Genomic DNA, 23,210 nt, shown 5'->3' on the forward strand with positions numbered 1-23,210 from the left:
TAGGTAATCACACGATTTAGCGAGTGATTCAGTTAAGCAACCACCACCGCTGTGCCGCTTGCTGAAACCATCAGCATACCATTGCCTGTACCTAGTACTTCGTAATCGATATCAACACCAACCACCGCGTTTGCACCTGCTTCAATGGCTTTCTGCTCTAGTTCTTTGAATGCGTAGTTACGTGCTTTCTCTAATTCTTTCTCGTAGGTACCAGAGCGACCACCCACAAAGTCACGAATTCCTGAAAACATATCTTTGAAAACGTTCACCCCTAGAATCGCTTCTCCGGCAATAACCCCTTTGTAATCGACAATGCGCTTGCCTTCGACTGATTGTGTGGTGGTAATAATCATAATGGCCTCTTGTAAGCTTGCTGAGCTGTCACTCGCTTATTGATTGATAGTTTGGTCTTGTTCCTGAATGTCATCGTTCAGTGCTGTCTCTGAGCGTGTGAATTCATGTCTTAACCATGTTCTCAGTTTTAGCACACTTTCTTGTTTTAATTTGTTTTTTGGGCAAACAAAATAGAAATCTTGGTGTGGGTTAGCCACTGGCTCACCAAGCTCTACCAGCATCCCGTGGCTAATGTCATCTTTCACAAACAAGCGGTGAGTGACCAATACACCAAGTGACCGAATTGCTCCTTGCACAGCTTGAATCGAAACATCGAACGTCAAGTTACTGTGGAAGGTGGGCATAGGGATTTGGTAATGATCGCACCACACTTGCCAGTCATGCTTTCGCCTAGGGTTAAAGACACCAATGGTCGGGTTTTGTTTCACGAGTTGTTCAACGCTTAATCCCGTTTGGTTTTTCAATAGTGCGGGGCTGCAGACTAAAACCAGATCATCATCGCCGAGCTTTTCGCTGTAATACTGATCCCATTCATTCGGTTTGCCGTGCACAAGGGCAATATCGACGCCTTCCTGCTCGATATCAAAAGGGCCAGTTAAAGTGGAAATACGGATATCGAGTGAGGGAGCAAAAGCTTGGAAGTCGGGGACGCGGGGAATCCACCAGTGCATTGCGAGTGAGTTCACCATGTTGAGAGTGATGCGATGATCGTTAGGCGTTTTTGCCAATTCTTCTGTGGCTTCGATTACTTGTTCGAGCGCGGGCGCGACTTTTCGATAATATCGCTTACCGGCGGCATTAAGAACAACACGGCGACCGACTCGTTGAAACAGCGGTTTGTTGACCAGTTGCTCCAATGACTTGATAGCTTGACTTACCGCAGAGTGACTGACATACAACACCCGAGCGGCGTCAGTCATGCTGCCAGTTTCAGCGACAGCAATGAAAGCATAAACGGATTTAAGCGGAACGAGTTTCTTCATTGGTAAGTTTTCCTTACAGTTATGGTTAATATTACTCGCTATTTTTCATTACGTCACGCCTCTAAAATAGATGTCATAGGAGGTGATAATTATGTCTGATATTACCAAGGCAACGACTTTCATGTTGTTGTCGACGTTCAGTTTGTCTTTAAGTGGCTTAATGGCCAAGTATCTATCTGAAGCGATGCCCATTTCGTTGTTGAGCTTTGTGCGCTTTTTCTTACCCAGTCTGTTCTTATTTCTTTTTCTTACCTTTTACAAAATCAGCAAGCCGACACGAGAGATGTGGAAGCCTTTGGTGATGCGTGCAATCTTTATGGTGGCGTGTCAGTGGTGCTTCCTCACATCACTGCAAACCTTAACCTTGGTTGAAGGTGTAGTGTTATTCAGTACGGGTCCTTTGTTTATCCCATTGTTAGAAAAATTAATATTCGGAACTAAGATTCATACAACGACCATCGTTTGTTTGGCGATAACCTTTGTTGGCGTAGTGCTGATGGCAGGGGATTGGTCGCAGTTTGAGTTGGGTTCGGAGTTTTTTAGACCGGCGCTGTTGCTGGGTTTATTGGCGGGCATGTTTAATTCAGGCTCACAAGTCAGCTTATATCGAGCATCCAAGACGAGCCTTTCGCCAGCAGAGCTTAACGCGTGGACGTTTCTAGTTGCGGCAATCATTGTGATTCCTATGGTTGTGTTTACTTCAGTGTCTGCGGATCCAGAGGTAATTGAAAGCACAGGCAGCTTGTCGGCGTTGTTGTCTTTTGATGACTTACGTTGGATAGGGCTGGGCGCACTTGGATTAGCGTTGTTCACCATCAATACGCAGATCTTCCGTTCGAAAGCGTACAAGTTGGCAGACAGTGGCTCCCAATTAGCACCTCTGATTTTTACTAACATGCTGTTTAGTGCGTTATGGCAGGGCTTGTTCTTTGATGATGTATTTTCTACTCAGCAGATGATTGGCATTAACCTAATTGTCGTGGCGAGCATCACCAATACATTGCTGGCAAAAAGACACAGCAAGGCGAAAGCCAACCAGAGACCGCACACCACAATGGTGGTAGCGAATAAAGCGGTGTTGGACTCTGCAGCTAAAAGCTAACCACTGAGCTTATGAAACTTATCAAGCTTATCCTCTGAATGGTTAGCCTAAAACAATGAGCGTATGTACTCTTTTACTCGATCAATGTGTTGGTTCTGGTCGATCTCGCAGCGTTGGTTAGCTTCAAGAAATCGCTCAGCGTATTTGTCATAGATTTTGTTTTCTAAGAACAGTAAATACAGTTTTGGATCGATATGACCGCTGGTGGCCATGTCAGTCATGATGTTGAGTGATTCACTGAGCAATTTGCCTTTCTTGTACGGGCGGTCACTAGACGTGAGCGCTTCAAAGACATCAGCAATCGCCATCGCTCTGGACGGTAAAGGAAGTTGGTCTTCGTTCAAGCCTCTTGGGTAGCCCTTGCCATCAATGCGTTCGTGATGACCGCTCGCGATATCTGGGATGTTCTTGAGGTAAGAAGGGTAAGGGAGCTTGTTGAGCATGGTGAAGGTTTGAATAATATGGTCGTTGATCATAAAGCGTTCTTCATCGTTTAATGTACCACGACGTACTTTCAAATTGTGCAGTTCACCTTGGTTGTATTTTACTTCTCCGGGTTTAAGTACAAACTCTTCTTGCCATACATCGGCAGGGTTAAAGCCATTGTCCCAAGGTATTTTATGCTCCGGTTTGTCGGCAAGTAGCGGCTCCATAACCGGTAGAGACTGTTCTGTATTTGTTGGCTCAGTTTGACCTTTCTCTGTTGTGTTTTGTTGTGTACGGAATCTCTCTTTTTCAGACCAAGATAAACCGAGTTGGTCGTTCAGTGTGCGCTTCCATTGGCGTTTGGCTATTTGATCTAAGCGTTCTAGCTGCTCTTCCGTCATCGATTCGCCACCAAGGTTACACTCCGCAACAAAGGTAAACTCCTCATCCAGTTCGGACAGGCTTTGCTCGAGTATTTTGAGTTGTTCTTCTTGTAGCGCACCGTTCGCTATTGCTTTCCAGTAGTCGGTTTCTGCTTGCTGTTTCAACAACTCAAATCGCATGCGAACTTCGTGAATTCGGTCGTAAATCGTTTCCAGTTTTGTTGCCTTGTCTACCACATATTCAGGCGTAGTCACCTTACCGCAGTCATGAAGCCAAGCGGCGAGCATCAACTCTTCCCACTGTTTACTGTCCAATGAGAACTGTGGGTAATAACGGTCATCATCAATGGTTGCTTGGGTCAGCCACTTGGTGAGTTCAGGCACTCGTTGGCAATGCCCGCCAGTGTATGGAGACTTGGTATCAATCGCCGATGCAATCAACTCAATAAAGGCATTAAGCATGTCTTTTTGTTGCTGCATTTGGTCGATGTTGTCTTTGGCTATTTCCGCAAAGCTGAGCAGTTCTCGTAAAAAGGCGTGTTTGTCTGCCTGCATCTTGGTGATCGGTCTTTCATAACCAATTGCTACAATACCTACTAACAGTTTCTCTCGGTTTAATAGTGGAAACAGGTACAGATCTGAATTGAAGATCGAATCTTGATAATAGTTGAGTACGTTATCTTCTCGATTAAGGTGGATCGTCTCTCCAGATTTGAGCTGACACAACAACCATGGTGTGTGCTTGATGAAGTCATTGATGTCGGCTTTGAAAGGTAAAATCGCTAGGTTGGCTGCCGTATCAAACACATCCTTTTCTTCGGATTGTGTAAACAACACGATGGTTTCTGCTTTGGTGATCAAGTAGCTTTGATGCGCAATGTTCTTGGCTAAAATCGAAAACTCCTGATTCCCCGCGGTGTCTCGAAGCCGAGCTATTAAATCATGAAGTGTGTGTTCCATCAGCTCAATTGAGTGGGCGAGGTTAGCCACTTCTTGAATCAGCTTTTGGGATAATGAGTTCGCCTGAAGTCAAATCGTGCAATGTTGTCGGTGAGTTGCATCAGCGTAGTAAGCGGCTGAGACAAACGATTGGCGACAAACCATACGATAGCGAAACAGATGAACAACATCCCAATCACGACCGCAACTTGTTTGTCTCGCATCGAGATAAGATCAGCGAGCAGTTCATTGTGTGGTGTTGCTTCTGCCAAATAGAGGGTTACGTTTTGAGTGAGCTCAACCGGAGTTAAGGTCAGTGCCCATGTGTTCAGGTTGTACTCTACGTTTTTTAGGTCGAGACTAAATTTCTGCTCATCTGAGATTAGTGGGCCCAAAACAGATGCTTTTAACGCATCCATTTGGTCTCGTTTAGGGATGTTGAAGAAGCTTTGTTCTTGCTCACTACCAGAGAGTTTACCTGTGCTTTGCCCATTACTAATGTTGGCATTTCTAGCTTCGAGTGTGAGGTTCGAGGTGGTTAAATTAAGTTGATGTTGACCAAGAAGGTTAAAGTGTTGGTCAAATAGAGCGAGTCTGGTTTGTGGAGAATAAGCCAGCTCACTGATCTGAGAAGAGAGTGAACTGAGCGTGAAGTCAGCGCCTACCACATGCTTGCCATCTGCCGAGCGCCTAGAAAGTGTAATACCGTTGGTTTGCAGGAAATAGAACAGATAGGGTTCAGAGAGTTGTATTGAGCCGTCTGGTTTGGCGTTACGAAACCAAGGTCGAGTGGTTGGGTTGAACTTACTCTCGGCTTGCATGGTGCTGATCACTTGGTGCGCACCGTCTAAAAAGGTAATGAAGTTTTCGCCGTCTAGATTGGTACTGCTGACCATCATGGTCGCTTTGGCGGGTGCATTGTTGTCGGCTCTTTGTTTGTTGGTGCTTAATGGGCGAAAAATTCTAAATTCGCCATCCTCGGAGCCGTAGAACAGAGCGACTAAGTTAGTATTTTGTTTGAAGATGATATCGACCGAAGCCAACCAAGACTCCTTTTCAACCGAAGAGGTTTGTTGAGCCACAAACGGGCTAACTGCCATTACGTTTAAGGTGGTGATGACAGGAGCAATGGCTTGTTTAAATACCGATTCCAACTTATCACGATGTTCATTACTGACCTCGCGCACTGTGCCTAACAACAACTCTTGAGAATGCCGATAGCTTATTGATATCAATACCGCACCGACAAAGGTTGTCAAAATTAAGAAAAGGCTAGTGATGTGGATACTCAGCGGATATCGTCTTCTTCTCATCTAACACTCCAGTTTGTAGACTGGTTTAAGTATTGACGAACTTGGGTAGGTTGCAAAAAATTGGCGTAATTACCGAGTATGTTCGATGTTACTTAGATAAGAAAAGCGTTAGCGTCTTCTGGTTAGCCACGTATTCCCGTGTCGTGTAAATGAACACCTAATAAACCTTTATGTTTAGGTGCTAATTGTCACTTTCAGCTGATAAACTGGTCGAATTGTTGCTATTAAGCACTCATTTTCTGAAGCACGTTTTTTGACCGAGCGAAGAGGGCATTGATTCATGGAACTCAAAGTAGATACTCACACCCACACATACGCAAGTGGTCATGCTTACAGCACATTGATCGAAAACGCCAAGTCGGCAAAGCAAAATGGTTTAGCCATGTTTTGTACCACCGACCATTCAGAATCAATGCCGGGCGCTCCACACTATTGGTTCTTCAGTAACCAACGTGTGCTCCCTCGTTTTATTGAAGATGTCGCTATTATTCGAGGTGTCGAGTCAAACATTATGAACACTCAAGGTGAAATTGATATTCATCCGAGTGTGGATAAGAACTTGGATTGGGTGATCGCGAGTTTTCATGAGCCAGTATTTCGCCCATCGGATGTTGCTACCCATACAGAAGCACTCCTGAATGTGATTAAAGGCGGCCGAATTGATGCACTTGGTCATTTAGGAAATCCAAATTTTGATTTCGATTTTGAAGCTGTGATTCAATGTGCGGCGGAACATAACGTTGCGATCGAAATTAATAACACCACGCTTAAAGGCAATAGCCGCGTTGGCAGTGTTGATCGTTGTTACGAGATCGCAAGAATTGCTAAAGCGAAAGGGGCATTTATTACCACAGGAAGTGACGCACATTTCTGCGTAGATGTGGGCGGGTTGGATCTCGTGTCTTCATTACTTGATGAGGTGGGAGTAGATTCGAGCAAGGTTATTACCCATTCACCAAAGCAATTCCTGTCATTTTTGGCGTTGCGCGGTCGTAATGAAATCCCAGAATATTCGGCTCTTGCTTAAGAGAATGTCGGTGAGTTTGCATTTCGACACAATCAATTTTTGTGCCTGTCAGATTTTTGTATACACTAGCCGAAAATAATAAAGTCGAAGTGCTACAATCATGATGGCGCTATCTTCAAAGTCACAGTTTCACTTGGAGAAACAATGAAAACTCGCTCAATCCTTTTATCTGGCTTAATCGCTGCTGCAGTAATGTCTGGCAACGCATTTGCTAATGTTGACCTTAAGAAAAACATGCAAGAAATGAAGCTTGCGTTTAAACAAGCGGCAGAAGCTCAAAACATTGAAGAGATGCAAAAGCCTATCGTACGTATCGATACGCTGGTTGCTGAGCTCAAAACGGGTGTTTACCCAATTGAGAAAGAAGAACACTTCATGGAAGGTTTTAAAAAGATCAGTGCATCGATTGATAGCATTGAAAAGAAACTAGACCAAGGTGAATTTGAATCAGCACAGCAAGAGCTTCGTACTATCGATGGCCTTCGTGAAGAGTATCATGAGAAGCGTAATCCAAGCATTTGGAGCAAGATCTTCGGCTAATTTGCTTGTTCACTAGAGTGACCAGATAACAAAGTTTCATTTTTAAAGCGCTGTTTATATTTCCTTTTTTAGGAAAATATAAGCGGCGTTTTTTATTGTCTTTTTTCTAATCAGTTTGTTGCACTGAGGTGCGTAATATTTTATTAGCGCTTCTGTTGTAACCAGTTTTTAACCAAATAGAGTGTGCGTTAGCTTCAATTTTTTAACCTGATGTTAATCTTTACGTTTACCTATATAGCAAGTGCCTCATAATAAGGGAAATTTATAAAGATTAGGAATAATGCGCCGAACCTCGTTCAATTTCTCCATGTTACTTGCTACAGCATTAAGCTGGGTGCTAGTGACATTAATGCCTGTTATCAATGCTCATGGTAATAGTGCGGGAGTATGGGCGTCGTTATGTACGGTCAACGGCTTTGAACTGGTTCAAATTGAAGAAGGCGAACCCAATACCCACAAAGGTAAGCCGTGTCCCTTTAGCCATTTTTCCACGTTTCACCAAGACGAACTTCCAACTACACTACTGACAACTCGACTGAGTTCTATTGTCTCAGACAGCTACGCTTTTTTGGCTCTAAGCGAACGCTACACGAGGCAAGCCCCACGTGGCCCTCCCTTTGATCTTGCTTACATCTAACCCACTAAAATAATTAAAAAATAAAGTATTAAGTAAAGTTAACCATGCTCAGATTACTTTCTGGTTTTTTCAGAAGGTATGTTTGCGTGTGTCAAAGGAAATAATAATGTTGAGAAATGAATCTCAAGATACTGCGAAAGCACAAGCTAATTCGCAGTCTAAAAGCAGTGTAAAAACGAAAGACCGCAATAAAACTCTCTACTTCCTCACTTGGCGCTGGCACTTCTATGCTGGGCTATTCGTTATCCCGTTTATGTTGATGTTGAGCATTACAGGCTTGGTGATGCTGTTTGATGATGAAATCGAACTCGCTTTCCATCACGATGCGATTGAGATTGTTGCATCGGGCGAACCGATTAAGGTGTCGCAACAATTAGCTGCCGTACAAAATCAATACCCACAAGGTTCGGTGACACAATTTGTACCGAGTAAAGCGCCTGATCTGGCCAACCGTTTTTCGGTAGCACTTGAAGATGGGACGTCCGTTTTCGCCATGGTGAATCAATACACGGGCGAAGTGGTAGGAGAAATCCCGCGCAGCGATAGCCTTTACCAGCTCGCGAATGATATTCACGGAACATTACTGATTGGCGATTGGGGTGATTACCTGATTGAGGTTGCAATCAGCTTGTCGATTCTACTGTTAGTGAGTGGAATCTATTTATGGCTTCCTCGAGACAACGCGAGCCGCGCTGGTTTTCTGAAGCTTAGATTTGGTTCAGGAACGCGTGTTTTAATGCGTGATTTGCATGCGAACATCGGTGGAACACTGTCATTCATTCTTCTGTTGTTTATTCTATCGGGGTTATCATGGACAGGCTTTTGGGGCGGTAAGCTAGTGCAAGCATGGAGTACTTTTCCTGCTCAGATGTGGGACGACATTCCCTTGTCTAACGAAACGCATGCTTCTTTAAATCACGGCTCTGAAGAGGAAATGCCATGGAATCTAGAGCAAACACCACTGCCTTTGTCTCAAGATAAGCCAGCCGAACATGTACATCACACAGAAGAGGCGACTGAACCTCATGATCATTCTAAGATGGGTGAGGATCATTCTCAGCATGTATTATCTGCGAGTAATTTCTCTATTGATGATGTGATAGTGAAAGCTCAATCTCTTGGTTTTACGCAGTATAAAGTCAATTTCCCACGTTCAGAGTCGGGTGTTTACACCGTGGCCGCGAATACTATGGGTGGTGACATCATCGATCCAACTCAGGATCGCACCACGCACCTAGACCAATACTCAGGCCGTATCCTCGGTGAGGTGACCTGGCAGGATTACAACGTTATCGCCAAGACGTTAGCGGTGGGTATTTCTCTGCACCAAGGTGACATCAGTATCATCAACAAACTTCTAAACGCTCTGTTCTGCTTTGCATTTATTGTGGTGTCGGTGACTGGCGGCGTGATGTGGTGGATGCGTAGACCTTCTGGCCAACGCAAGCTTGGAGCGCCACCTAAGTTTGGTGACGCGGGCTTGTGGAAATTAGGCTTAGTAACTGTCGTTGCTATTTCAGTGTTCTTCCCTCTCGCGGGAGCCACGATAGTGGCTGCAATGCTATTGGATTGGCTGCTGTTTTCACGCGTTGAAAGGTTCAAGACCGCGTTGAGTTAATTGATACACAAACGGACTTTCTCGACTTGAGAAGGTCCGTTTTATTAGTGAGGTGAGCACTTCTTCTGTGAGGAAGACTTTAGACTTGAAACAGCTCTAGATTTGATAAAGCTTTAGATCTGATAAAGCTCGAGCGGCAGGCCGTCTGGATCGGCGAAAAACGTAAAGGATTTCCCCGTAAACTCATCCACTCGAATCGGTTCGACTTCGATTCTTTGTCCTTCCAAATAGCTTTTAACTTGTTGAACGTCATCAACACAAAAAGCCAAATGTCTCAGCCCTTGAGCTTCCGGAAAGCTTGGTCTTTCAGGTGCGTCATGAAAGCTGAATAATTCTATTTGAGCGCCATCAGGCAGTGCTAAGTCAAGCTTATACGACTGACGTGCTTCACGATAATTCTCTGCAATCACCTCAAGCTTTAAAACTTCCGTATAAAAGCGTTTAGAGAATTCGTAGTCTGAGCAAATAATGGCGGCGTGGTGTATTCCTTTCAGCATCAGTTTATTTCTCCTGCCAACTTGTCACCTAAGTGCTCCATCGCGTAATCAATGAATACACGCAGTCGAGCGGGCATGTACTTGGTTTGAGCAAACTGCATCGCGATAGCGCCATGGTAGTTACTCTTGATGGTCCAATCTTCCAATACTTGAACTACAGAACCTTCAGCTAATGCATCTTGAATCACGAAGTCATGAAAAATACCCACACCAAGCCCTTCTTTCACACCTTTCAGTCGCATCTGTGAGTGGTTAACTGCGTAACGCCCACTGACGGACACCGTGTGAAATTCATCATCTTTAAGAAAGTCCCAAATATGGTCTTTATCTGTCTCTGCAAGGTACAAACAGTCGTGTTCCGATAACTCGGTAGGGTGGTGAGGAATCCCTTTGGCATATAAATAGTCTGGGCTTGCACACAACACGAGGTTTGTTTTCCCTAACTCTTTCAATACTAAGCTTTCGTCGGGCCTATCAGTCAGGCGGAAAGCTATGTCGATGCCTTGACGCAAAATATCGATGTCACCATCAGCAGCTCTCAATTTAAGTTGGATCTCTGGATACTGATTTAAGAATGGGACAACGAAAGGCTGCAGTACCGAGTTCAAGAATGCTTCAGGTGCAGCTACCGTTATCGAGCCTGCAGGTTCGGTATGGTCAGAGGTAGACAGTTCAACGGCTTGTTGCGCCGCGTTGATCATAACTACGCTCTGATCGTAAACCAATTGACCCGCTTGCGTGATGATTAGGGTACGAGTGGTTCGTTCAAACAGTTTCACCGACAGCGCTTTTTCTAAACGTGTGATCAATTTACTCAACGCTGAAGGTGTCACGCCTAGCTGCTTTGCTGCGGCGGTAAAGCTACCTTCATTCACAACTAAGATAAACGAGGCGAGATCCGGAAGCAGGGCGATGAGTTTTGGGTTAATCATAAGTATCCAGTTAGACTGATTTCAACGGTGACCATAACCTTGATTGTGAGTGATCTCTTCTAATTTGTGAATCAGTTTCATTAATTAACTGACTTATTAAGGCGATGTTGGAAGCGCCATTTATTAACGAGCTTAAGTGAACTACACTGTTAAAAAAGCTAGGTAAGTAACCGATGAATAAAGAGAATTTTTCAGACGAGTTAAAAAGACTCCGCGAAGCAACCTCAATTTCTCAAGAGGAGTTTGCAGAGTTACTTTCCCATTCTCATCGAGCATTTTCCGGTGTTAATCAGGTGATGGTGAGCCAGTGGGAAAGAGCAAAGACACAGCCTAGTTTTGTTCGTCGCCTTGGTATCGCGAGCTTCTTTCAGGTCGACTATGACTTTTCAGTGGAAGAGATGGTTCAAGTGAAAGCCGCAACCAAGAATATGGAGCGTCCGTTTAGTGCCGAGATTGGTTACGACTATGAGGTCACCAGCGTAGAGTCATACAACATGGGTTCGCTTCCTGCAAAAAGGCTTAAATCGATTCAAGGGATGCACCTCAAAACCTATGGCAAAGACTTTATCGAGGTTGCTCAGTATCTCGGAGTAAGAAAAGAAGATATGCAGGTGCTTTGCTTCTTGTTCGAGGGAGTGATTATCGGGCATGTGGTTTACGATGGCGTGAGTAAGATGCTTTGCAGTGTTGGTGCGGTCAGCGTCGAGATCCGACGTAAAATCTTCGATTACATGGCGGATAATTTGGCAGGCACTGAATTTCGCTTTCCGACTCTTGACCCCGCAATGTCTCAGTTCCTCTATGACCTCTACTTAGAGCCGTACATGAGCAAACTCGGCATGCCATTTTTCAAGGCTGATATTAAAAAAGTAGTGAAAAATCCCTTTTCTCAGAACATCCAAAATAAACACGATATTTACTTTAAGTGCATTCGATATCACGACCTTAAACAGAAAAAGAAAAGCGTCGAGTTTGTCATAAGCTAACCTTGCTTGAGTACTCACTCTTACATGACGAGTCTAAGATCAGTCAAAGGCAGTGGCTTTGAATATAGAAACCCCTGATAGCTGTCAAAACCGAGCTGGTGGACGAGCTGATGTGTATCTGTATCTTCAACACCTTCTGCCACGGTTTCAATTCCAGACTCTTTGCAGTATGCCAATGTGCGTTTCACCAAGTCCGAAAGTGCTGGTTCTACGCTATTCACAATTGATTTATCAAACTTCACTTCATCGACATTAAGTCTCATCACCTTATTCATATCTGAATGGCCAATACCAAAGTCGTCGATAGAGATTTTTATACCAAGAGATTGAAAGCGCTTTATCTGTTCACAAAGTTGGTCATCTAACTGATCATTTTCGCTGAGTTCAAAAGTAAGCTGCGTTGCTTTGAACGATGTATTCCAAAGTAATTCACGAACCTTTCCTACGTTATCAGGGTTAGCCAACACCTTCTTGCTGATATTAACCGCCAAGTTCAAGTGAGGTGAGAGAGATTTTACCTCTGTCAGTGATTGCTCAAGAACACTAAAGAAGATCTCTTCCTCGTAACCCAATGCAAACGCACGATCAATAAACACACCTGGAGAGAAAATCCCTTCTTCTGGAATATCTAAACGAAACAGCGCTTCAACACCAGTCACTTTCTCGATACTAGGTTCAACCTTTGGTTGATAAAAGCAGGTGTGCCAGTCGTTTTCGAAGGCTTCTTGAATGATGTGGTCTGATAGGTTCATGTGTTTGATTTCTCTTCTCATCGTGTTTCATTTGTATAGCGGCGTTGCTAGTGCGCATTCTGAGAGAAGCGGGCATTCATCACTATATCGTTTTGAGATGAAAAATTGAGATTTGATATGAAAGCGAAATTAGACGGAAATTAAAGGTGATTTGGCGTTTAAAAGAGCAAGTGAAGGGCGTTAATGTGCCCTGTGTCACTGGGATGAACTATTATTCATGCCTGTGATTCATTAATGTTTTTCCAACTAAAGGGATAATCGGAACAGGGATGTTCAACTAGAATATAGGCATAAGTTTTACAGTGTAAATGATCGTGTTGAGATCGTTTATATCCTTACATAAAGCGGCGCGCGATGCTGCTAAATAATAACTAGGAAGGAATGAGACAATGTCTTCTGCATTTTACCAACAGATTCAAACTCAAATCGAAGAAGTTAAAGAAGAAGGTCTTTACAAGTCAGAGCGCATTATTACTTCTGCACAAAAAGCAGCGGTTTCTATCTCGACGGGTGAAGAAGTGCTAAACTTCTGTGCAAACAACTACTTAGGTCTTGCTAACCACCCAGCTCTTATCGAAGCAGCTAAAGATGGTATGGATCAGCACGGTTTTGGCATGGCTTCAGTACGTTTCATCTGTGGTACTCAAGACTCTCACAAAGAACTAGAGCAAAAGCTATCTACGTTCCTTGGTAAAGAAGACACTATCCTTTACACATCTTGCTTTGATGCAAACGCTGGCCTATTCGAAACGATTCTAGGCAAAGAAGACGCAATCATTTCTGATGCTCTAAACCACGCATCTATCATTGATGGTGTTCGTCTATGTAAAGCAATGCGCTTCCGTTACTCGAACAACAACATGGAAGAGCTAGAGCAGCAACTTATCGCTGCTAAAGAAGCTGGCGCTCGTCACACGCTTATCGTAACTGACGGCGTATTCTCTATGGACGGTGTGGTTGCTAACCTTCCTGCTATTTGTGACCTTGCTGACAAGTACGGCGCGCTAGTGATGGTTGATGATTCCCACGCAGTAGGTTTCATGGGCGAAAACGGCGCAGGTACTCACGAGTTCCATAACGTTGTTGACCGTATCGACATCATCACAGGTACGCTTGGTAAAGCAATGGGTGGCGCTTCAGGCGGTTACACTTCTGGTAAGAAAGAAGTAATCGACTGGTTACGTCAGCGTTCTCGTCCATACCTATTCTCGAACTCTGTTGCACCAGCAATCGTATCTGCGTCTATCCGTGTTCTAGATCTTCTAGCGGAATCTGGCGACCTACGTACTCAACTATGGGAAAACTCTGCTCACTTCCGTACTCGCATGGAAGAAGCTGGCTTCACTATGGGTGGTGCCGACCACGCAATCATCCCAATCATGCTTGGTGATGCAAAAGTAGCGGCTGAATTCGCAGAGCGCGCATTAGAGAAAGGCATCTACGTAGTAGGCTTCTCATTCCCAGTAGTACCAAAAGGCCAAGCTCGTATCCGTACGCAAATGTCTGCTGCACACTCTCGTGAGCAACTAGACCGCGCAATCGATGCGTTCATCCAAGTTGGTAAAGACATGGGTATCATCTAATTTTAAAGGGGTGCCACGAGCATCTTTTAATTAGATAGAGCAACACCCAATAGAACATATAGATTTTTGATTCTCGCCTTACAGTTAGGCGAGATGAACTAGGTAACATTATGAAAATTAAAGCACTTTCTAAGATTAAGCCTGAAGAAGGCATCTGGATGACCGAGGTTGAAAAACCTGAAATGGGTCATAATGATCTTCTTATCCGTATTAAGAAAACCGCAATTTGTGGTACTGACGTACATATCTACAACTGGGATGAGTGGTCACAAAACACAATTCCAGTACCTATGGTAGTAGGTCACGAATACGTGGGTGAAGTTGTTGGCATCGGCCAAGAAGTTCGTGGTTTTGAAATCGGCGACCGTGTATCTGGCGAGGGTCACATCACATGTGGTCACTGTCGTAACTGTCGTGGCGGCCGTACTCACCTTTGTCGTAACACAACAGGCGTTGGTGTTAACCGCACTGGTGCGTTCTCTGAGTTCCTTGTGATCCCAGCGTTTAACGCTTTTAAGATCCCTGCAGAAATCTCTGACGATCTAGCATCAATCTTTGACCCGTTCGGTAACGCAGTACACACAGCGCTTTCTTTCGACCTAGTAGGCGAAGACGTGCTAATCACAGGTGCTGGCCCAATCGGTATCATGGCTGCTGCTGTTGCTAAGCACGTTGGTGCTCGTCACGTTGTAATTACTGATGTAAACGAATACCGCCTAGATCTTGCTAAGAAAATGGGTGTAACTCGCGCAGTAAACGTGATGGAAGAGAAGCTTGAAGACGTAATGTCTGATCTTGGTATGACAGAAGGCTTCGATGTAGGCCTAGAAATGTCTGGTAACCCATCTGCGTTCAACAGCATGCTGACTAACATGAACCACGGCGGTAAGATCTCTCTACTAGGTATTCCACCATCAGACATGGCGGTAGACTGGAACCAAGTAATCTTTAAAGGCTTGGTTATCAAAGGTATCTACGGTCGTGAGATGTTCGAAACTTGGTACAAGATGGCTTCTTTGATTCAATCTGGCCTAGATCTAACACCAATCATTACTCACCACTACAAAGTGGACGACTTCCAGAAAGGCTTCGACATGATGCGCTCTGGTATGTCTGGTAAAGTAATCCTTGATTGGGAATAAGCAGATAGGGGAAACCCTTAGCTAGTTCTACAATGAAAATGCCCCAAAGAGATTTGGGGCATTTTTGTATCCAAATTCTACCTAGGGCTAACTTATCTCTCTGTCACTTAATGGCCATTTTACTGCCCGGTAATCTCTAAAATACTCAATAAGTAGTTACATCTTATTGTTTTACTATTGAAGAGAGGGCTCATGGCTTGTAAACCACTTGCACTGATAATAACTGGACTATTATTAACGTCGAATTTTGCTAGCGCTAAGGTCGACATTTCAAAATCTGAAAGCGATCAAGCGGCAGAAAAAGCAGCAAAGGAACTTGCAAACCCAAATACAGCTTACGCTAGCCTCAATCTAAAGCTCCAGTATTCAGGTGGTTACGATGGTGGAGGAGACAGCTTCGCCACAGTGTTACAACCAACTCTTCCTTTCCCTATGGATAATGGCGACAAAGTCATTTTCCGTCCTGCAATCTCTTATGTTCAGAATGATTTCGATGTGAATACGCCGATAAGTTCCCAACCTATGGATCAGTCAGGAGTGAGCGACATTTCCTTCGATCTAGCTTATGCGCCCAAAATGGAAGGTGGGACTATTGCTGCTTTTGGTCTGTTTGCTTCTTTACCAACGGGCAGCAGCGAGCTCACGGCAGATCAATTTGCTGTCGGCCCTGAGTTTATGTACGGAAAAGTGAGCGCTGAACGAGTTGTAGGTGTGTTCCCAAGCCACCTTTATGGCGTGTCTGGAAAAGGGGCTGATCACTCTGATACTCGTATCAACAAGACCTCTACGCAGCTATTTTGGGTGGAATTATTGGAAGGAGGGTGGACGGTAGGGTCAGCGCCGACACTGTCCTACGATTGGAATAAAGATCAGGCTGAGATTCCGTTGAATATTAGCGTGAGTAAAACAACCGTTTTGAATGGTCGTCCTTGGAAGTTTGGCATTGAAGCTAATTACTATATCGAGAAAGATGAAAAGACGTGTCCGGACTTTATGTTGAGCTTTAATATCAGTCCTGTAATGGAAAATAAATTGGCGTATTTATTCGATTAATTTAAGTGTGAAAGAGTAGAAATGAAAAAGGCAGAACGATCATCGTTCTGCCTTTTTGTTATTCGGTTAGTGAGCTTAGATTAACCCGCAGCAGCCTGCATGATGAGGCCACAGATGTAAGCGCCGTATGTACCTAGTGCGTAACCCAATACCGCCATTAGGATACCTACTGGAGCTAGTGCTGGGTGGAATGCAGCTGCTACGATAGGTGCCGATGCTGCACCGCCTACGTTAGCTTGGCTACCAACTGCCATGAAGAACAGTGGTGCACGGATAAGCTTCGCCATCACAATCATTAGAATGGCATGGATAGTTAGCCATGTGATACCAATGAAGAAGTAACCTGGATTGTCTAAGATAGCCGTTACATCCATTTGCATACCGATGGTTGCAACTAGGATGTAGATGAATGCCGAGCCCACTTTAGACGCGCCGCTGTGCTCAAGGCTGCGTGTTGATTTAAAGCACGAAGCGATGAGCGCGAACGTTGTTACCATTACGATTAACCAGAAGAAACCTGATGTAAGGCTGTATTTTGCGAGTTCTGGTGCGTTGGTCGAGATCCAAGGTGCGATTAGGTCACTGAATAAGTGAGCTAGGCCGGTAAGACCGAACGCAATCCCCGTGATCTTCATGAGATCAGTTGTCGTTGTTGGGCGAGCGTTCTCTTCTTGGTATTTAGAAACGGTCTCTTTTAGCTCTTCAATAGATGAAGTATCTGCTTTTAACCATGCATCAATCTTCTTCTGACGGCCTGCCATGACAAGCAATACAGCCATCCAAATGTTTGCACAGATAACGTCTACTGTAATCATTGCAGAGAAGAGTTGGTCATCAACCTCGAACACTTCTTTCATTGCTGCTTGGTTTGCACCACCGCCAATCCAAGAACCTGCAACGGTTGTTAGGCCTCGCCATACGTCACCAGATACAAGGTCAGGGTTGATTTGGTCTATGATCAAGATAGCCAGAGGACCACCAACGATGATGCCGACAGTACCGGTTAGGAACATGATGACGGCTTTTGAACCTAGTCCAAAAATCTTGCGTAGGTCAGCTGAGATGATAAGTAGAACGAGTGCGCTTGGTAATAGGTAGCGACTTGCAACGAAGTATAGCTTTGAGTTTGACGCATCAATGATGCCGAAGCTGTTCAACAATGAAGGAACAAAGTAACAGAGCAATAGACCCGGAACGAACGAGTAGAATTTTTTCAGTGCGCTATTTTGGCTACTTTCCGTGATAAATACACCGCCAAGAATAACAGCTAACATGCCCATTATTACAGCATCATTAGTAATCATTATTATATCTCCTTTAAGGTGAGCGCAAAGGTCTCACTTTTTGAATTGCAGGACTATACCGACAACCGTCATTCGTTACAAATTGTAACGATAGACATACTTTGAAATATTTATGTTAATTTTGATGGTTTGGATTTGTGAATGTCGTGCGTTGTTTATTTGACTGGTGAATGGATTTGTTGGGGGTTTTACGGCGCATTTAGATATATGCAATGTAATTCAAGCCTTAGAGAGTGGTCGCTATGAATTGGGTGGATGCTTGAATGGCAGGAATGAGTGCATATATAGCTATGTTTATGGTGTGGTTTATGCGGGGTTGGAATGTTTCAATAATGTAAAAAAAGAATCCACTTATGCTATGTGGTCAGAAATTAAAAATTTTAGCTAGATCACATAAATCTCTCGGATTACGAGTTTCAGCACCTGATACTTATGCTGATTTGACGTTTTGCAGGGGGTAAATGAAAGAAAAAGCGGCTTAAATAGCCGCTTTTGATGGTTACATTGCATGGTCATCTAGATCTGTAGCCTAGAGTTCTGCTTAAGACTCTTCTTCCTCAAAGCCATCGGCATAACCTTTTGGCGGTGGTGTCCAACCTCGTTCGGAGCGTGAATGCTTGTCTGAACGGTCTTTCTTCATATCTTCTTTCATTGCTTCTTCAAGGTGAATGAAGATTTGTCGGTAGTTGTTGTCGTAGCGTGGATTCTCTTCCGCTTCAGACCAAGCTTGGTATAGTTTTTCAGACTTACGGCTCTCAACGCGTTGATACGTCGATTTTTGCTGTTCGACGAAGAATGGGTGATGACCCAAAGAACGCAGGGCTTCTGCGCCCATTTCAAGAGCAGAATGGTAGGTTTCTGATTCCACAAAGTCTGCTCCTGCTTCTCGTAAGCGATAACTATGACCACGGTCGAATGCGCGAGCCAAGATCTTCACATTAGGGTAGGTGTGTTTTACATACTTCACCAATTCCACGCTTGAGTCTTGGTTATCGATAGCGACGACAAGCATTGCGGCTTCTTCGATTCCTGCGGTATGCAATAAGTCGTGACGAGTCGCATCACCAAAATAAGATTTGATGTTAATAGAGCGCAGCACGTCTACTTGGTTAGCTTGATGGTCTAGAACGACGGTTTTAACATCATTCGACACCAACAAGCGGTTAACGATTTGACCGAATCGACCAATGCCCGCAATGATAACGGTGCCTTTCTCTTCAATAGTATCTTCTTCGCGGTCGTTAGATTTTTGTTCGTAACGAGGCAGAATCACTTTATCAAATAGAATGAATAATCCTGGCGTTAGGAACATTGAAAGTGCCACAACCAGCGATAGAGTTTGGACTATATCAGCAGGCAATACGTGGTTTTGAGCCGAGAAGCTAAGTAGTACAAAACCGAATTCACCGGCTTGCGCCAAGCTCAATGTAAATAGCCAACGGTCACTGTTTTTGATTTTGAAGATTAACGCTAGCGTAAATAGCACCAAGGCTTTTAGAAGCATAACGCCAAGGGTGAGGCCAATGATCAAACCAAAGTCGTTGAATAGAACATCAAAGTTGATGCCTGCACCTACGGTGATGAAGAACAAGCCAAGTAGCAGCCCTTTAAACGGGTCGATGTTAGACTCAAGTTCGTGGCGGAATTCACTGTTGGCCAATACCACACCGGCAAGGAAAGTGCCCAAAGCCGGTGATAGGCCGACTAGGCTCATTAATGCAGCAATACCAATCACCAACATCAGTGCGGTTGCAGTAAAGATTTCACGTAGGCCTGAGCTCGCCACAAAGCGGAACAGTGGACGACTCAAGAAGTGCCCGCCGACCACAACAATCGCAATAGATGCTGTGATCACTAGGCCATAAGCCCAGCCGGGTAGGCCAGCAACAAGACTCAACTCTTCATGGTGATCAGAAGCCGAAGCGACAGCGCTTTGTGCAGCTTCGATTAATTCTGGCAACGCTAATAGAGGGATAAATGCCAGCATCGGAATGACTGCGATATCTTGGAACAGTAAGACCGAGAAAGCATTCTTGCCGCCTTCTGTCTTGGAGAGCCCTTTCTCATTAAAGGTTTGAAGTACAATCGCAGTAGATGATAGTGCGAAGATCAAACCGATAGTCAGTGCAATGGTCCAAGGCTGTCCGAAGAAAAGGGCGATACCCATTACAATCGCGGTCGTGCCACCAACTTGCAGGCCACCAAGACCCATAAGTCGGTTTCTCATTGCCCAAAGCATCTTAGGTTCAAGTTCCAGTCCGACTAAGAACAGCATCATAACTACACCGAACTCGGCAAAGTGTTGAATAGTTGTGGTCTCTTCACCCACTAGGCCGATGATTGGGCCAATAACAACACCAGCAATGAGGTAACCCAAGACAGAACCAAGGCCAAGTCTTTTGGCAATAGGCACCGCAATAACTGCTGCGACTAAGTAGATAAATGCTTGTAGAAAATATCCCGTCATTATTTAACCTCTGCCATTAGTTCTTCTACGTAGTGGTTGAGTTTTTCTGCCTTGCTGGCTTTCTTGATATTGATCTTGCCGGCAACCAGTGCCTCCAACAGCACTTTATAGCTATCGACATGCTCTTGAATGCGGTTTTCTTCCAATGCGGTACGTGAACCAAATAGAGCAAATGGTGCGAGGTAGGTCATCCCACACAGAGAAGCGGTTTGTTCTATTGGGTGAAGCAGCTCTCGAATAGTGAAATGGTTGTAACCATCACTTTGGTAGGCGTCTTTCTTGCCACCTGCAGTAATGCTACATAACAAGTTCTTACCCTGCAGTTCATTACCATCAGCGCCATAGGCGAAGCCGTATTCAAGAACAAGATCTTGCCACTCTTTAAGAATTGCCGGTGTTGAGTACCAATACAAAGGGAACTGAAAAATGATGATGTCATGGTCTAACAGGCGTTTCTGTTCACGGTCGATGTTGATTTTAAATGTCGGATACTCAGCATAGAGATCGACACAGGTAACACCGTCAACGCGTTTGGCTTGTTCAAATAAGGGTTTGTTTGCTTCAGAACGATGTTGAGAAGGGTGGGCGAATAGCACCAAGACTCGATTTTTCGACATATAGCCCTCTTTGTCCATTAACGAATAATATTTATTGGAATTATAGTTATACAATAATAGAAGAATGGTTGAACAACAACGAATTAGCCCATAGTTCTTTGTTTAGATACGGGTGCTTTTCTGCGCTTAATTCTATAAGACACCAGTTATTTTGTGTCTTTCAGGCGCAAGTAGCCGATGACTGAGTAAAACTAATTATTCACGAATAGTAAAAGCGAATATGGGCATTTTATGTCACCGTTGGTGGGTAACGTAAATAATCCAATAACCCTACATAGAACGATAATGAATAAAGGAAAAAACTATGAGCATGGACTTGCGTCAACAATGTGATTTGTTGCTTTCTGGTCATCTAGAACCGACACCAGCACAAACATTCGCTCAGATGGCTGAATGGTGTGAAACACACAATGTGAGCCATGATAGCTACGGTGATGGCGAGTTTATCGAGAGCTTCGAAAACAAGGTCGCAGATCTGCTTGGTTATGAAGCCGCCGTGTTTGTTATCACTGGCACCATGAATCAACCCACAGCATTAGAAATTGCCTGCCAAGAGAAAAGAAACCCACTAGTGGCGATGCACGAATCCAGTCATATTATGCGCCATGAACGCCAAGGGTATCAGCTCCAGAACCGTTTCAATGTACTTCCGGTTGGTAATGTATTTCGCACTTGGAATGTCGACGACTTAAAGACTTGGCCTGATGAGATTGCCGCGGCATTGTATGAACTACCGATGCGAGAGATTGGTGGTCAGTTGCCTGAGTGGGAAGAGCTTGAAGCTATAAAGCAGTACTGCAAAGAACAATCGATTCACTTTCATATGGATGGTGCACGCTTGTGGGAATGTGGCGCCTATTACCAAAAGCCATACAGCGAAATTGCTAAGGGGTTCGATAGCGCCTATGTTTCTCTGTATAAAGGTCTCAATGGCCTTGGTGGTTCGTTATTGTTGGGCGATAAAGCTTTTGTAGCGAAAGCATCGGCCTGGATGAAACGTCAAGGTGGTAATGTTTATCACAGAACGCCTTATGTGGTTTCAGCTGCGATGCAGTTTGATGAGCGATTAGAACTGATGCCTGCTTTATACGAACGCACCAAACAGGTTTATCAAATCCTACAAGATTACCCTCAGTTTACGGTTAACCCACAGCAACCGCAGGTCAACATGCTTCACCTCTATTTACCTGTGAGTTACGAAGACGGCATTATCGTGAGAGATAACATAGCTAAGAAACACAAGGTTTGGATAGGAAACCCAGCGATCAGCGAATTGCCAAACCAATGTAAAATTGAATGGTATGTAGGGGATAACTTATTAAATCTGCCTGATCATGAGCTGATCGACATTCTTGATTTTATTAACGAAGAGCTGATTTGATTGCGGAAGAGTTGAGTTGATTACAATAGAACTGACTGCAGAACAACGGATCTAATGGAAATGGATACAGGAAATTGGTCCGGTATCCATTTATGCAGCTAGGACGGCAGGCTCTGTTACATATACTGGTTGATGTACACGTCGACTAAGAACATGAACACTGGAACCGTACTGAGAAGTCCGAAGAAGACGATTGGCACCCAGTTTTTGATTTTCTTTTTAGGTTGCTCAGTGTTATTCATAAATTCGGCCTTAAAGTAGTTGTCGTGTCTGTTTAGCTTTTTGGTACTAAAAATCTAAGTGCATGGTATCAAATAAATGGGTTTAGCCCTATGTAGATTTAGAGAACCGTGGAGTATATCAATCACATAAAATGTAAGTGATTCATAAATGGTTCATAAAGGTTCAACAATAATGAACCTATTAGAAAAAGTATTGCCTCACTCGGCATATAAAATAAACAGCATTCAAAGATTTGGAGAATACAGAATGAAAACAATAGGAAACATCATTTGGTTTCTGTTCGGTGGTGTATTTATGGGGCTGGCGTGGTGGTTCTTCGGACTGCTCGCATTCCTAACCATCGTTGGTATTCCATGGGGTAGAGCGTGTTTTGTTATGGGTAACTTCTCATTCTTCCCATTTGGTCAGGAAGCGATTTCGCGTGATGAACTGACCAATGAAATGGACATTGGCACGAGTCCGCTAGGTGTGATTGGTAACGTTATTTGGTTCTTGTTTGCGGGAATCTGGCTTGCGATTGGTCACATCATGTCAGCAGTGGCGTGTTTCATTACCATCATCGGTATTCCGTTCGCGATTCAACACCTTAAGCTCGCGGTTATCTCGCTGGCGCCAATCGGTAAGACGGTTGTCGATAAACGTGAAGCCGAAGCAGCGCGAGTAAGAAATTACAAAGGTTAATTTTCTATCTGTATTACACAGGTCTGCAAATAATAAAAGAGCATGCTACTGAGCATGCTCTTTTTCTTGCCGCATTAGTATGTGCACTCCCACTCCACGGAAAGAGACACCCTCGCAATATAGTGAAACTCTCCAACCTAGTACCCTTATGCGCAGTTGTTAAGTGCATGCGGTTGTTTAGTTACCTTTCATCTATTTTGCTAGCCTTAGTGGTGCAGCATCCTTGAAACTCGATAAATTAAAAATCGGA

General features: G+C 44.2%; 19 protein-coding genes and 1 pseudogene. 11 read left to right on the top strand and 9 right to left on the bottom strand.

Features of this window, described 5'->3' with window-relative positions:
* Positions 1-32: 32 nt before the first annotated feature.
* Positions 33-353 carry a heavy metal-binding domain-containing protein gene (locus tag ITG09_16415; GenBank protein ID UPR54539.1) on the bottom strand — a complete coding sequence of 107 codons (321 nt, stop codon included), beginning with the start codon at positions 351-353 and terminating at the stop codon, positions 33-35.
* A gap of 36 nt (positions 354-389) precedes the next feature.
* Positions 390-1,337, bottom strand: coding sequence for a LysR family transcriptional regulator (locus ITG09_16420; GenBank protein UPR54540.1), 948 nt, complete (start codon positions 1,335-1,337; stop codon positions 390-392).
* 91 nt (positions 1,338-1,428) lie between these two features.
* On the opposite strand from ITG09_16420, the gene ITG09_16425 reads away from it, so the two are divergent.
* The gene (locus ITG09_16425) at positions 1,429-2,439 is read left to right on the top strand and encodes a DMT family transporter (protein ID UPR54541.1); all 1,011 of its coding nucleotides are present in this window, start codon (positions 1,429-1,431) and stop codon (positions 2,437-2,439) included.
* A gap of 47 nt (positions 2,440-2,486) precedes the next feature.
* Here ITG09_16425 and ITG09_16430 read toward each other — a convergent pair.
* Positions 2,487-5,500 (bottom strand): annotated as a pseudogene (locus tag ITG09_16430) (HD domain-containing protein).
* Positions 5,501-5,780: 280 nt separating this feature from the next.
* On the opposite strand from ITG09_16430, the gene ITG09_16435 reads away from it, so the two are divergent.
* From ITG09_16435 to ITG09_16450, 4 genes are all read left to right on the top strand, one after another.
* Positions 5,781-6,527, top strand: a complete 747-nt coding sequence (locus tag ITG09_16435; protein ID UPR54542.1) for a phosphatase — start codon at positions 5,781-5,783, stop codon at positions 6,525-6,527.
* A 144-nt stretch (positions 6,528-6,671) separates the two neighbouring features.
* A complete protein-coding gene (locus ITG09_16440) occupies positions 6,672-7,067 on the top strand; it encodes a cytochrome b562 family protein (protein UPR54543.1) in 396 nt (131 codons plus the stop codon).
* A 280-nt stretch (positions 7,068-7,347) separates the two neighbouring features.
* Positions 7,348-7,704, top strand: coding sequence for a hypothetical protein (locus ITG09_16445; protein UPR54544.1), 357 nt, complete (start codon positions 7,348-7,350; stop codon positions 7,702-7,704).
* Between the two features lie 106 nt (positions 7,705-7,810).
* The gene (locus tag ITG09_16450; GenBank protein ID UPR54545.1) at positions 7,811-9,322 is read left to right on the top strand and encodes a PepSY domain-containing protein; all 1,512 of its coding nucleotides are present in this window, start codon (positions 7,811-7,813) and stop codon (positions 9,320-9,322) included.
* Positions 9,323-9,435: 113 nt separating this feature from the next.
* Here ITG09_16450 and ITG09_16455 read toward each other — a convergent pair whose 3' ends face one another.
* Together ITG09_16455 and ITG09_16460 are read right to left on the bottom strand one after the other, a co-directional pair.
* Positions 9,436-9,819 (bottom strand): VOC family protein, encoded by a 384-nt coding sequence (locus ITG09_16455; GenBank protein UPR54546.1) that lies wholly within the window; start codon positions 9,817-9,819, stop codon positions 9,436-9,438.
* Positions 9,819-10,751: a LysR family transcriptional regulator gene (locus ITG09_16460; GenBank protein UPR54547.1), complete on the bottom strand. Its 933-nt coding sequence runs from the start codon at positions 10,749-10,751 to the stop codon at positions 9,819-9,821. Before ITG09_16460 ends, ITG09_16455 begins: the two co-directional genes overlap by 1 nt.
* Before the next feature lie 173 nt (positions 10,752-10,924).
* Here ITG09_16460 and ITG09_16465 point away from each other — a divergent pair, with 173 nt between their 5' ends.
* Complete coding sequence (locus ITG09_16465; protein UPR54548.1) at positions 10,925-11,737, top strand: helix-turn-helix transcriptional regulator; 813 nt, start codon at positions 10,925-10,927, stop codon at positions 11,735-11,737.
* Between the two features lie 20 nt (positions 11,738-11,757).
* On the opposite strand, the gene ITG09_16470 is transcribed toward ITG09_16465, so the two are convergent.
* On the bottom strand, positions 11,758-12,510 hold the full coding sequence (locus tag ITG09_16470; protein UPR54549.1) for an EAL domain-containing protein: 753 nt from the start codon (positions 12,508-12,510) through the stop codon (positions 11,758-11,760).
* Between the two features lie 368 nt (positions 12,511-12,878).
* On the opposite strand from ITG09_16470, the gene ITG09_16475 reads away from it, so the two are divergent.
* The 3 genes from ITG09_16475 to ITG09_16485 all read left to right on the top strand — a co-directional run bounded on the left by ITG09_16475 (position 12,879) and on the right by ITG09_16485 (position 16,267).
* Positions 12,879-14,072 carry a glycine C-acetyltransferase gene (locus ITG09_16475; protein UPR54550.1) on the top strand — a complete coding sequence of 398 codons (1,194 nt, stop codon included), beginning with the start codon at positions 12,879-12,881 and terminating at the stop codon, positions 14,070-14,072.
* Between the two features lie 110 nt (positions 14,073-14,182).
* Positions 14,183-15,214, top strand: coding sequence for an L-threonine 3-dehydrogenase (gene tdh / locus ITG09_16480; GenBank protein UPR54551.1), 1,032 nt, complete (start codon positions 14,183-14,185; stop codon positions 15,212-15,214).
* Positions 15,215-15,406: 192 nt separating this feature from the next.
* Positions 15,407-16,267, top strand: a complete 861-nt coding sequence (locus ITG09_16485) for a hypothetical protein (protein UPR54552.1) — start codon at positions 15,407-15,409, stop codon at positions 16,265-16,267.
* Between the two features lie 80 nt (positions 16,268-16,347).
* On the opposite strand, the gene ITG09_16490 is transcribed toward ITG09_16485, so the two are convergent.
* The 3 genes from ITG09_16490 to ITG09_16500 form a co-directional block, all read right to left on the bottom strand.
* Positions 16,348-17,571, bottom strand: coding sequence for a DUF819 family protein (locus ITG09_16490; GenBank protein ID UPR54553.1), 1,224 nt, complete (start codon positions 17,569-17,571; stop codon positions 16,348-16,350).
* 541 nt (positions 17,572-18,112) lie between these two features.
* A complete protein-coding gene (locus ITG09_16495) occupies positions 18,113-20,038 on the bottom strand; it encodes a cation:proton antiporter (GenBank protein UPR54554.1) in 1,926 nt (641 codons plus the stop codon).
* Complete coding sequence (locus ITG09_16500; GenBank protein ID UPR54555.1) at positions 20,038-20,655, bottom strand: NAD(P)H-dependent oxidoreductase; 618 nt, start codon at positions 20,653-20,655, stop codon at positions 20,038-20,040. The genes ITG09_16495 and ITG09_16500 overlap by 1 nt, the downstream gene beginning before the upstream one ends.
* A 304-nt stretch (positions 20,656-20,959) precedes the next feature.
* Here ITG09_16500 and ITG09_16505 point away from each other — a divergent pair, with 304 nt between their 5' ends.
* Together ITG09_16505 and ITG09_16510 are read left to right on the top strand one after the other, a co-directional pair.
* Positions 20,960-22,036: a threonine aldolase gene (locus tag ITG09_16505; protein UPR54556.1), complete on the top strand. Its 1,077-nt coding sequence runs from the start codon at positions 20,960-20,962 to the stop codon at positions 22,034-22,036.
* Positions 22,037-22,525: 489 nt separating this feature from the next.
* On the top strand, positions 22,526-22,960 hold the full coding sequence (locus ITG09_16510; GenBank protein ID UPR54557.1) for a YccF domain-containing protein: 435 nt from the start codon (positions 22,526-22,528) through the stop codon (positions 22,958-22,960).
* The last annotated feature ends 250 nt before the right edge of the window (positions 22,961-23,210 follow it).

Origin of the sequence: Vibrio cyclitrophicus (genome assembly GCA_023206055.1) — a bacterium.
Classification (GTDB): Bacteria; Pseudomonadota; Gammaproteobacteria; order Enterobacterales; family Vibrionaceae; genus Vibrio; species Vibrio cyclitrophicus_A.

Coding starts and splice junctions, on each gene's coding strand:
- ITG09_16415 (UPR54539.1), bottom strand. CDS start 353: ATGATTATTACCACCACACAATCAGTCGAAGGCAAGCGCATTGTCGAT.
- ITG09_16420 (UPR54540.1), bottom strand. CDS start 1,337: ATGAAGAAACTCGTTCCGCTTAAATCCGTTTATGCTTTCATTGCTGTC.
- ITG09_16425 (UPR54541.1), top strand. CDS start 1,429: ATGTCTGATATTACCAAGGCAACGACTTTCATGTTGTTGTCGACGTTC.
- ITG09_16435 (UPR54542.1), top strand. CDS start 5,781: ATGGAACTCAAAGTAGATACTCACACCCACACATACGCAAGTGGTCAT.
- ITG09_16440 (UPR54543.1), top strand. CDS start 6,672: ATGAAAACTCGCTCAATCCTTTTATCTGGCTTAATCGCTGCTGCAGTA.
- ITG09_16445 (UPR54544.1), top strand. CDS start 7,348: ATGCGCCGAACCTCGTTCAATTTCTCCATGTTACTTGCTACAGCATTA.
- ITG09_16450 (UPR54545.1), top strand. CDS start 7,811: ATGTTGAGAAATGAATCTCAAGATACTGCGAAAGCACAAGCTAATTCG.
- ITG09_16455 (UPR54546.1), bottom strand. CDS start 9,819: ATGCTGAAAGGAATACACCACGCCGCCATTATTTGCTCAGACTACGAA.
- ITG09_16460 (UPR54547.1), bottom strand. CDS start 10,751: ATGATTAACCCAAAACTCATCGCCCTGCTTCCGGATCTCGCCTCGTTT.
- ITG09_16465 (UPR54548.1), top strand. CDS start 10,925: ATGAATAAAGAGAATTTTTCAGACGAGTTAAAAAGACTCCGCGAAGCA.
- ITG09_16470 (UPR54549.1), bottom strand. CDS start 12,510: ATGAGAAGAGAAATCAAACACATGAACCTATCAGACCACATCATTCAA.
- ITG09_16475 (UPR54550.1), top strand. CDS start 12,879: ATGTCTTCTGCATTTTACCAACAGATTCAAACTCAAATCGAAGAAGTT.
- tdh (UPR54551.1), top strand. CDS start 14,183: ATGAAAATTAAAGCACTTTCTAAGATTAAGCCTGAAGAAGGCATCTGG.
- ITG09_16485 (UPR54552.1), top strand. CDS start 15,407: ATGGCTTGTAAACCACTTGCACTGATAATAACTGGACTATTATTAACG.
- ITG09_16490 (UPR54553.1), bottom strand. CDS start 17,571: ATGATTACTAATGATGCTGTAATAATGGGCATGTTAGCTGTTATTCTT.
- ITG09_16495 (UPR54554.1), bottom strand. CDS start 20,038: ATGACGGGATATTTTCTACAAGCATTTATCTACTTAGTCGCAGCAGTT.
- ITG09_16500 (UPR54555.1), bottom strand. CDS start 20,655: ATGTCGAAAAATCGAGTCTTGGTGCTATTCGCCCACCCTTCTCAACAT.
- ITG09_16505 (UPR54556.1), top strand. CDS start 20,960: ATGAGCATGGACTTGCGTCAACAATGTGATTTGTTGCTTTCTGGTCAT.
- ITG09_16510 (UPR54557.1), top strand. CDS start 22,526: ATGAAAACAATAGGAAACATCATTTGGTTTCTGTTCGGTGGTGTATTT.